Source organism: Leisingera sp. ABM4_101 (assembly GCF_056158725.1).
This window is the reverse complement of record NZ_JBSWTV010000001.1, coordinates 246,638-256,311: the sequence shown is the minus strand read 5'-3', so window position 1 is coordinate 256,311 and position 9,674 is coordinate 246,638. Positions and strand designations below refer to the sequence as shown.

At 62.8% G+C, this 9,674-nt stretch carries 8 protein-coding genes; 7 read left to right on the top strand and 1 reads right to left on the bottom strand.

Going from position 1 to position 9,674, the window contains the following annotated elements; translation table 11 throughout:
* The 7 genes from ACXAEK_RS01125 to ACXAEK_RS01095 form a co-directional block, all read left to right on the top strand.
* Positions 1-1,343 (top strand): glutamine synthetase family protein (locus ACXAEK_RS01125; protein WP_475039288.1); only part of this gene is annotated, 1,343 nt, incomplete at its 5' end.
* An 89-nt stretch (positions 1,344-1,432) separates the two neighbouring features.
* The gene (locus ACXAEK_RS01120) at positions 1,433-2,815 is read left to right on the top strand and encodes an aldehyde dehydrogenase family protein (protein WP_475039287.1); all 1,383 of its coding nucleotides are present in this window, start codon (positions 1,433-1,435) and stop codon (positions 2,813-2,815) included.
* A 66-nt stretch (positions 2,816-2,881) separates the two neighbouring features.
* Entirely contained in the window at positions 2,882-4,027 is a 1,146-nt protein-coding gene (locus ACXAEK_RS01115) for an iron-containing alcohol dehydrogenase (RefSeq protein WP_475039285.1), read from the top strand.
* 147 nt (positions 4,028-4,174) lie between these two features.
* On the top strand, positions 4,175-5,299 hold the full coding sequence (locus ACXAEK_RS01110) for an extracellular solute-binding protein (protein ID WP_475039283.1): 1,125 nt from the start codon (positions 4,175-4,177) through the stop codon (positions 5,297-5,299).
* A 154-nt stretch (positions 5,300-5,453) separates the two neighbouring features.
* A complete protein-coding gene (locus tag ACXAEK_RS01105; protein ID WP_475039281.1) occupies positions 5,454-6,566 on the top strand; it encodes an ABC transporter ATP-binding protein in 1,113 nt (370 codons plus the stop codon).
* Between the two features lie 12 nt (positions 6,567-6,578).
* On the top strand, positions 6,579-7,499 hold the full coding sequence (locus tag ACXAEK_RS01100; RefSeq protein WP_475039279.1) for an ABC transporter permease: 921 nt from the start codon (positions 6,579-6,581) through the stop codon (positions 7,497-7,499).
* Positions 7,496-8,788 carry an ABC transporter permease gene (locus tag ACXAEK_RS01095; protein ID WP_475039278.1) on the top strand — a complete coding sequence of 431 codons (1,293 nt, stop codon included), beginning with the start codon at positions 7,496-7,498 and terminating at the stop codon, positions 8,786-8,788. Before ACXAEK_RS01100 ends, ACXAEK_RS01095 begins: the two co-directional genes overlap by 4 nt.
* Positions 8,789-8,845: 57 nt before the next feature.
* Here the strand turns inward: ACXAEK_RS01095 and ACXAEK_RS01090 are convergent, their stop codons facing one another.
* Positions 8,846-9,649 carry a helix-turn-helix transcriptional regulator gene (locus tag ACXAEK_RS01090; RefSeq protein WP_475039277.1) on the bottom strand — a complete coding sequence of 268 codons (804 nt, stop codon included), beginning with the start codon at positions 9,647-9,649 and terminating at the stop codon, positions 8,846-8,848.
* Between the last annotated feature and the right edge of the window lie 25 nt (positions 9,650-9,674).

Genomic DNA, 9,674 nt, shown 5'->3' with positions numbered 1-9,674 from the left:
TCGACACACTTAAAGGCCAGGTTTCGGATGGCACCGTTGATACGGTTCTGGTTTGCCTTGTTGACATGCAGGGCCGCCTGATGGGCAAGCGCTTCCACGCCAAGCATTTTGTTGCCGGGGCCTGGGAGGAGACGCATTGCTGCAATTACCTCTTGGCGACGGATCTGGAGATGGCGACGCCGGACGGCTATGTCTCGACCTCTTGGGAGCGGGGCTATGGCGATTATGTGATGAAGCCCGACCTCTCCACCCTGCGCCCTGTGCCGTGGCTGGAGGGCACGGTGATGGTGCTCTGCGACGTGCTCGATCACCACACCCACGAGGAAGTCTCCCACTCCCCCCGCGCGATCCTGAAGCGGCAGGTGAACCGCCTGAAGGCGATGGGCTATGAGGCGATGTGCGCCACCGAGCTGGAGTTTTTCCTGTTCGAGAAAAGCTTTGACGAGATCCGCCGCTCAGGCTTCCGCGACCTGGCGCCGATCTCCGGCTACAACGAGGATTACTCCATCCTGCAGACCAGCCGCGAGGAGCATGTGATGCGCCCCATCCGCAACCACCTGTGGGATGCGGGCCTGCCGGTCGAGAACTCCAAGGGCGAGGCGGAGACCGGCCAGGAGGAGCTCAATATCAAATACGCCCCGGCGATGGCGACGGCGGAGTACCACACCATTGCCAAACATGGCGTCAAGGAGATTGCGGAGCAACAGGGCCATGCGGTGACCTTCCTGCCGAAGTGGAGCCACGAAAAGGTCGGCTCCTCCTCCCATGTGCACCAGTCGCTGTGGCAGGACGGCAAGCCTGCGTTCTTTGACGAAACGGACGAGCTGGGCATGTCCGCCCTGATGAAGAATTACATGGCCGGATTGCTGAAATACGCGCCCGACTACACCGCCTTCATGGCGCCTTATATCAACAGCTACAAACGCTTCATGAAGGGCACCTTTGCGCCCACACGCATCATCTGGTCGGTGGACAACCGCACTGCGGGCTACCGCTTGTGCGGGGATGGAACCAAGGCGATCCGGGTGGAGTGCCGGATCCCGGGCTCTGACATGAACCCCTATCTGGCGATGGCGGGCATGCTGGCGGCGGGCATTGCGGGCATCGAGGAAGGGCTGGAGCTGCAGCCCCCCGCCAAGGGCGATGTCTACCAGGGCGACAGCGGCATGATCCCCGGCACATTGCGCGATGCGGCGGCGGCGCTGAAGGGCTCGGGCATGCTGCGCAAGGCGATGGGCGATGAGGTGGTGGACCACTACGTCCGCGCGGCGGAAGTGGAGATCGAGGATTTCGACCGGGTGGTCACAGACTACGAGATTGCGCGCGGGTTCGAGCGGGCGTGAGCCGGACACGCCGGGGCGCTGCCCCGGACCCCGGGATATTTCTGGCAAGAGGAAGAGGGCGATGCCCTTCCTGAATGGAGTGAATGGCAATGGGCCAGGTATTGAAATGCATCTCGCCGGTTGACGGATCGGTCTTTGCGGAGCGCGAGGTGCTCTCGCGCGAGGACGCCTTTGCGGCAGCGGAGCGGGCGCGGGCGGCGCAAGCGGCTTGGGCGGCGCGGCCGCTGCAGGAGCGCATCGAGCTGGTGATGGCGGGTGTGGCTGCTGTTGGCGCGATGAATGATGAGATCGTGCCGGAGCTGGCGCGGATGATGGGCCGGCCGGTGCGCTATGGCGGCGAGTTCGGCGGCTTCAATGAGCGTGCCAGCCATATGGCCAAGATCGCCGAAGAGGCGCTGGCGGATATCGAGGTGGGCGAGGACGGGACCTTTAAACGCTATATCAAGCGCCTGCCGCATGGGGTGGTGTTTGTGGTGGCGCCCTGGAACTACCCCTATATGACCGCGGTCAACACCGTGGCGCCTGCGCTGATTGCTGGCAATGCGGTGGTGCTGAAACACGCCACCCAGACGCTCTTGGCGGGCGAGCGGATGGCGCAGGCATTCCATTCCGCGGGCGTGCCTCAGGATGTGTTCCAGAATGTGTTTCTGGACCATGGCACCACCTCGGAGCTGATTGCGGCACGTGCGTTCAACTTCGTGAACTTCACCGGCTCGGTCGGCGGCGGCCAGGCGATGGAACGCGCCGCGGCGGGCACTTTCACCGGCGTCGGCACCGAGCTGGGCGGCAAGGATCCGGGCTATGTGATGGAAGACGCCGACCTGGATGCGGCGGTGGACACGCTGATCGACGGCGCCATGTTCAACTCCGGCCAGTGCTGCTGCGGCATCGAGCGGATCTATGTGCATGAAAGCCTCTATGATGCCTTCCTGGAGAAGGCCATTGCCATTGTGAAGGGCTACAAGCTGGGCAACCCGCTGGATGAAGCGACCACCATCGGCCCGATGGCCAATGTGCGCTTTGCCGAAGAGGTACGCGGCCAGATTGCCGAGGCCGTTGAGGCGGGCGCGGTGGCCCATATCGAGCCCTTCGCCGAGGATGACGGCGGCGCTTACCTGACGCCGCAGATCCTGACCAATGTGACCCACGATATGCGAGTGATGCGCGAGGAAAGCTTTGGTCCGGTGGTGGGCATCATGAAGGTGTCCTCCGACGCTGAAGCCATCCAGCTGATGAACGACAGCGACTTCGGCCTCACCGCTTCGCTCTGGACTGCGGACGTGGAGCGGGCGCAAGCCGTGGGGGACCGGATCGAGACCGGCACCGTCTTCATGAACCGCGCCGATTACCTGGATCCCGGCCTGTGCTGGACCGGCTGCAAGGATACGGGGCGCGGCGGCGGCCTCTCGGTCATCGGCTATCACAATCTGACCCGTCCGAAGTCCTATCACCTGAAAAAGGTCACCGGCTGACCGGACGGATTCGCCCGCCCCGGCGTCTCCTCCCCGGGGCGGGCCTTAGCATCAAAGGAACACGATATGTCTCTCGTTGGAAACTGGTCCTACCCGACCGCAATCAAGTTCGGCGCTGGCCGGATCAAGGAACTGGCGGACGCCTGTGCTTCCGCCGGCATCAAGAAGCCGCTGCTGGTCACCGACAAGGGTCTGGCCGACCTGCCGGTCACCCAATCGGCCCTGGATATCATGGAGGCCGCGGGCCTGGGCCGGGCGATGTTCTCCGAGGTCGACCCCAATCCGAATGAAAAGAACCTGGAGGCCGGCGTTGCCGCCTATAACGCGGGCGGCCATGACGGGGTGATCGCCTTTGGCGGCGGCTCCGGCCTGGATCTGGGCAAGATGGTGGCCTTCATGGCGGGACAGACCCGCCCCGTGTGGGATTTTGAGGACATCGGCGACTGGTGGACCCGCGCCGATGCCGATGCCATCGCGCCGATCATCGCGGTGCCGACCACTGCCGGAACCGGCTCCGAAGTCGGCCGCGCCAGCGTGATCACCGATAGCGTCACCCACCAGAAGAAGATCATCTTCCACCCCAAGGTGCTGCCCGCCGTGGTGATCTGCGATCCCGAACTGACCGTCGGCATGCCCAAGTTCATCACCGCAGGCACCGGGCTGGACGCCTTTGCCCATTGTGTCGAGGCGTTTTCCTCACCCCATTACCACCCGATGTCCCAGGGCATCGCACTGGAGGGCATGCGGCTGGTCAAACACTACCTGCCGCGCGCCTATGCGGATGGGACGGACATCGAGGCCCGCGCCCAGATGATGTCGGCGGCGGCAATGGGCGCCACCGCCTTCCAGAAAGGCCTCGGCGCAATCCACGCGATGAGCCATCCCATCGGCGCCCATTTCAACACCCACCACGGTACCACCAACGCGGTCTGCATGCCCGCCGTTCTTGAGTTCAACGCGCCGGCGATTGCGGACCGTTTCACCATGGCGGCGGCTTACCTGGGGATTGCGGGCGGCTTTGACGGCTTCCGCAGCTTCGTCCAGGAGCTGAACGACTCCTTGGGCATCCCACGCGGTCTCTCGGAGCTGGGTGTCACTGAGGCTGCCGTCCCCGAACTGGTCAAGGACGCCGCAACAGACCCCTCATGCGGCGGAAACCCCATCAAACTCAACGAACAGAACCTCACCCAGCTTTTCAAAGCTGCAATGTGAGGAAGCAAAGATTTTCTGTGTCCGGGAAAGAGTAAAGAACACACCGGGCCCAGAAACAAATGCCTGGTCCACCGGCCGATGCTAAGAGCGCATTTACTGTAAGGACTTAGCGGAAAATTCAACTGTCTACTTAGGGAGCACCTACACATGACTGACCAAGCCACTTTCAACCGGCGCACTGTATTGCAAGGCGCTGGCGCCTCGGCGCTGGCCGCTCCGCTCTATAGCAAGAGCGCCTTGGCCTCCTCCGGCCAAATCGACATCATGATGTGGTCCGGCTACATGTCCGAAGACTTCGTCAACGGTTTCGAGCAGGAGACCGGGATCAAAATCAACTACACCTCGACCGGTTCGAACGAGGAAATGATCAACAAGATGAAGGCCACCAAAGGCCTGGGCTTCGATCTGATCACCCCGACCAACAACCGCTCGCTGCAATGGGAGCCGCTGGAGGTTCTGCAACCGTTCGACCTGTCCCGGGTTAAAACAGATGCGGTGAACCCGGCGATGCTGAAAGTGGGTGAAACTGCCTGGAACTTTGGCGGTAAGGGATCCCATTGGCTGCCGCATATGTGGGGCACGGAAGGCATCGCCTACCGCACCGACAAATGGCTGCCCGAAGGCGATGCGCCGTCTTATGGCGATGTCTGGTCGGAGGAGAACGCAGGCAAGACCATGGGCCGGGCGCATTCGATGATGCTGGGCGCGGGCCTTTACATGGAGCGTGTCGGCGAGATGGAACCGGGTTCCGTCTGGGCCGCCTACGAGGATGAGGAAACCATGCGCAAAGTCTGGGGGCAGATCACCGATTGGTGCATCGCCCGCAAGTCCCGGATCAAACTGATCTGGAACGATGCCGATACCCAGAAAAACGGCCTGCTGAACGAAGGCGTCGTTGTGGGCCAGACCTGGGACGGCCCGCCGCTGGCGCTGAAATCCGCTGGCGAGCCGGTGCACTATCAGGCGCCGGTCGAGGGGGCGATGGCCTGGGTCGACGGACTGGTCATGCCTGCAGGCGCCAAGAATGTGGATCAGGTCTATGCCTTCATCGACTATGCCTATAACAAAGAAGTCGCCGGCAAGGAGATCGACTTCCACGGGTATAACTCTCCGGTCCTGGGGGCGGATAAATTCGCAAGTGACTTTTACAAGAAGAACTTTGCGGAGGCCTATCCGGGCGATAGCCTGGCCAATCTGAACCCCTGGCCGGCCGAGGCGCCTTGGTATGCGGATGTGCGGACCGAGTTCGTCAACAAGTTCAAGAGCGCTTAAGCGCCGGGCTTGAGCATCAGGCCCCCGGAGCCAGCTCCGGGGGCCGTTCCGCGCAGTGGCGCGCAATCATATACGAACGGAAAACAGGAAGCAGGCCTTGCGGGGCCGGCGGTGCGCCGCCGGATAGGGGACCTGCGCCCTGGGGAGAAGCCAAATGAGTGCTGGGGTCGGCGTTGATCTCGAAAACCTGTGGATCCGCTTTGGCGATTTTGTCGCCGTGCGCGATGCCAATGTGAACATCAATGGAGGGGATTTCTTCTCCTTCCTGGGGCCTTCGGGCTGCGGCAAGACAACCATCCTGCGCGCGGTCTCGGGCTTTCTGGAGCCAAGCGACGGCCGGGTGCTGATCGGCGGCAACGACATGAAGGGGATCGGGCCGAACAAGCGCCCGACCGCACTGATCTTCCAGAACCTGGCGCTGTTCCCGCTGATGAAGATCTGGGAGAACATCACTTTTTCGATGGAAATCAGGGGCGCCTCGGCCAAGGAGCGCCGGAAGCGCGCCGATGAGCTTTTGGACATGATCGCGCTGCCGGGGCAGGGCGACAAGCTGCCCTCGGAACTGTCGGGCGGCCAGCGCCAGCGGGTGGCGATTGCGCGGGCGCTCTGTGCGGAACCCGATGTGCTCTTGCTGGATGAGCCCTTGTCGGCGCTCGATCTGAAGCTGCGCCAGCACATGCGCACAGAGCTCAGGGAGATCCAGCAGCGGGTCGGCATCACCTTCATCTACATCACCCACGACCAGGGCGAGGCGCTGACCATGTCCGACAATATCGCGGTGATGAAGGCGGGCGTGATTGACCAGATCGCCGATGGCAAGACCATCTACAACGACCCCTCGACCGCCTTTGCCGCCTCTTTTGTCGGCGAAAACAACGTCTTCCGCGGCAAGGTCAAACGCGTCATGGGCAATGAGGCGCTGATCGCCACCAACCGTTCGGGCGAGCTGGTGGCGCGGATTTCCAGTGCCAACCAGGGCCGCATGAAAGAGGGCGACGAGGCGATGATGTTCATCCGCCCCGAGGCCTTTGCGCTGGCGCCTGAGGGCGCCTCCGGCGACCATTTCGTGACCGCGCGCGTCAACCACGAGGAGTTCGAGGGCAATGTCTTCAACATCTTCATGGAAGGCGAGGGCGGCAAGGAGCTGAAGGTCTCGATCCCCAATCTGGGCCAGTCGTTTGACGACCACACCGGCCAGAACATCACCCTGGAATACGAGACGCAGAATGCGGTCTGTGTTCCCGCCGGTGAGCTGGCCGCGGAATAAGGAGGCCAAGCCATGCCAAGCTTCCTGAGGGAGTTTTTCAAACGCAACGGCACCGGCATGGGCAGCCTGATGCTGGGGCTGGTCCTCTTTTGGACCATCGGCCTCATCATCCTGCCGCAGCTGTCGATGCTCGACTTCTCGTTCCGTCCCAACCTGCCGCCGCCGGAGATCGGCGGGCCCAAGGACGTCTACACGCTGGAGAATTACAAATACCTGATCTACGGGCCGGAAGGCGGCAGCCAGGACTATAACGCGGTCGACCTCAAGGTGTTCTTCCGCACCCTGGTGGCAGCCGTCTGCGTCACCATCTTCAACCTGATCCTGTGCTATCCGATCGCCTATTACCTGGCCCAGACCAAGGGCAATCACATCCGCATCTTCGCGCTGATGCTGATCATCCCCTACTGGATCAACGAGATCCTGCGGGCGTTTGCGCTGCGGATCATCTTCGGTGAGACCGGGGTCCTCAATAACATGTTTGTCGGCCTGGGGATCTTCGACACGCCCTTCGACTTCATCCGCAATGACATCGCGCTTTATGCGGGGCTGGGGTACGCCTACATCCTGCTGATGATCTTCCCGATCTACAATGTGATCGAGAGCCTGGACCGCAACCAGATCGAGGCGGCGCGCGACATGGGCGCCAGCTGGCCGATGATCCACCGCCGGGTGGTCATTCCCTACGCCAAGCCGGGGATCTCCTCGGGCTGCACCATGGTGTTCATGCTGTCGGCAGGCGCGCTGGCGGCGCCGCAGATCCTGGGCGGGCCGTCCTCCCTGTGGTTCACCCAGCTGATCTATCAGCAGTTCAATGACAACTCCGACTGGCCGCAGGGCGCGGCTTATGCGGTGGTGCTGCTGGTCACCTGTATCCTGCTTGTTCTGGCGGTGATGCGCCTGTTCAAGGTCAACATGGGGGATATCGGCAAATGAAGAACCTCACTTTCATGCGCCTCAGCCTCTGGGTCTATCTGGGCGTGTTCTTTGCCTATCTGCTGGGCCCTTTGGTGATCATGTCGGCGACCGCCTTCAACTCGCCGTCGTTCCCGCGGATGACCCCCTGGGAGTGCCTGACGTTCGAGTGGTTCTCGGCCCTGTTCCAGGACGAGCGGATCCTCAATGGCATCTGGAACTCGATCCTGGTCGGCGCGGGCACGGTGGTCTTGTCGGTGGCGATGGGCCTCGCGGGCGCCTTGATGCTGACCCAGATCTGGCCCAAGCTGCGCGCCACCTATTACACCATCATCATCGCGCCGATCCTCATTCCCGGCGTGGTGCTGGGGATCTCGACCCTGGTGTTCTGGGACCGGATCAACCGGCTGCTGGGCTTGGGGGCGGACAGCTGGCTGTCGAACGGTCTGTTCCTGACCATCATCGGCCAGTCGACCTTCATTGCCAGCTACTGCATGCTGGTGCTGGTGGCGCGTCTGCAGCGCTATGACATCGCCCTGACCGAGGCCGCGCTGGACCTGGGCGCCACCCATGCCCAGGCCTTCCGCAAGGTGCTGCTGCCGTTCATGCGGCCTGCGATCGCCTCCGCTGCGGTGCTGGCCTTCCTGGCGTCGTTCGAGAACTACAACACCACCACCTTCACCTTTGGCGAATACCCGACGCTGACCATCGAGCTGGCGCAGAAGGTGCGCTATGGCATCACCCCCGCGATCTCGGCCCTGGCCTTTATCATCGTGGTGCTGACGGTGATTGCGGCGCTGTTCAACGAGGCCTCGATCCGCCGAAAGGAGCTGGTTGCAGCGGCGCGCAAGAAGGCCACGGTGGAAGAGCTGGAGAGCGGCAAGCTGCGGCTGCCCGGTTTCCTCAGCTCCAACGCGGCGGCGGTGGGCCTGGTGGTTGTCGCCTGCGCCACGGTGGCGGTGGTCGGCACCGCCTCGGTCTACAGCCCGCAGCAATGTATCGCCGACGTGCAGGAGCAAAAGCGCCTGGAGACCGAGGAGCGCATCCAGGAGCTGCGCCGCCAGCGCGAGCTGCGCCGCCAGCAGCAGCAGGAGCAGCAGGGCGGAACCGCGCCGGAGGCCACCCAGCCTTCGGGCAACAACTCCGGCTTCGGCGGCGTCTTCAACCCGGGCAACCTCTCAGGCGAAGAGGGCGGGGAAGCGACGGAGCAGCAGCCCCAAGGCAGCGGCCAGGGCAACAGCTCGGGCTTCGGCAACGTCTTCGACCCGGGTGCCTTGTCGGGCGACGGCGAGGACGGCTCAGGCAACTGACACCCAAGCTGAAAACACAAAAGGCGGCCCAACGGCCGCCTTTTTCATGCTAAGGGTTTAAAACAGAACGCTGCCAGGCGTGTCAGGCAGATCCACCTTGTCTGGTGTCTCCAGGTATTTGCGGATGGCCGGGTCGATCCGCGGGCTGCGCACAGGGTAGACGCCGCAGGCGGCGATGGCTTCCCGGGCAGTGACCCGTTCGTCCAGCCGTTTCCAGATTGCCCTGGCCGCATAGGGGCGCGGGAAGGGGCGCCAGGCCACGCCCATGGTCATTCCGCGCAGGTATTTCAGCTGCTGGCGGTGCGCCGAGAACAGGATGGTCTGCGCCACGCTGCCTTCGCGGGCGCGTTCGTGCTCGGTGATGAACAGCCGGTTGCCGCGCAGGGTGACCATGCCGTGATAGCGCGAGACCTGCCGGATGCTCTGCTCCGGGTCATGGGCGATTTCCATGTTGCGGGAGACGATATAGCCGTCTTCCTCGGAAAAGCGGGTGAGCGAGCAGAAGATGCCCTCACCCCAGGAGGGCGTGCGAAAATACGCATGGTAGAAGCCAAGGTAGCGTTTCAGGTTGCGCTGCTGGCCGCGGAACGGCGCCATGAATTTTTCGCCTGCACCGTGCTGCACGGCGCCGGCAGCATCTGCCAGCTTGGTTTCGAAATCGGTGTTTTCTGTGAACAGCTGCGACTCAGGAATGGCAAAATAGCGGGCGATGCGGCGCAAGTTGTGGGCCGCGGGCATGCTGCTGCCATTGAGGTAGCGGTTAAACTGCTGGCGGTTGATGCCGATCTCGCGGCAGATCTGGGCGATACTGCCGTGCTCGGCGCAAAGCGAGCGCAGATTTTCTGAAAAATTCCCGGACAAGGGCTGATTTCCTTCGCGAACTGAC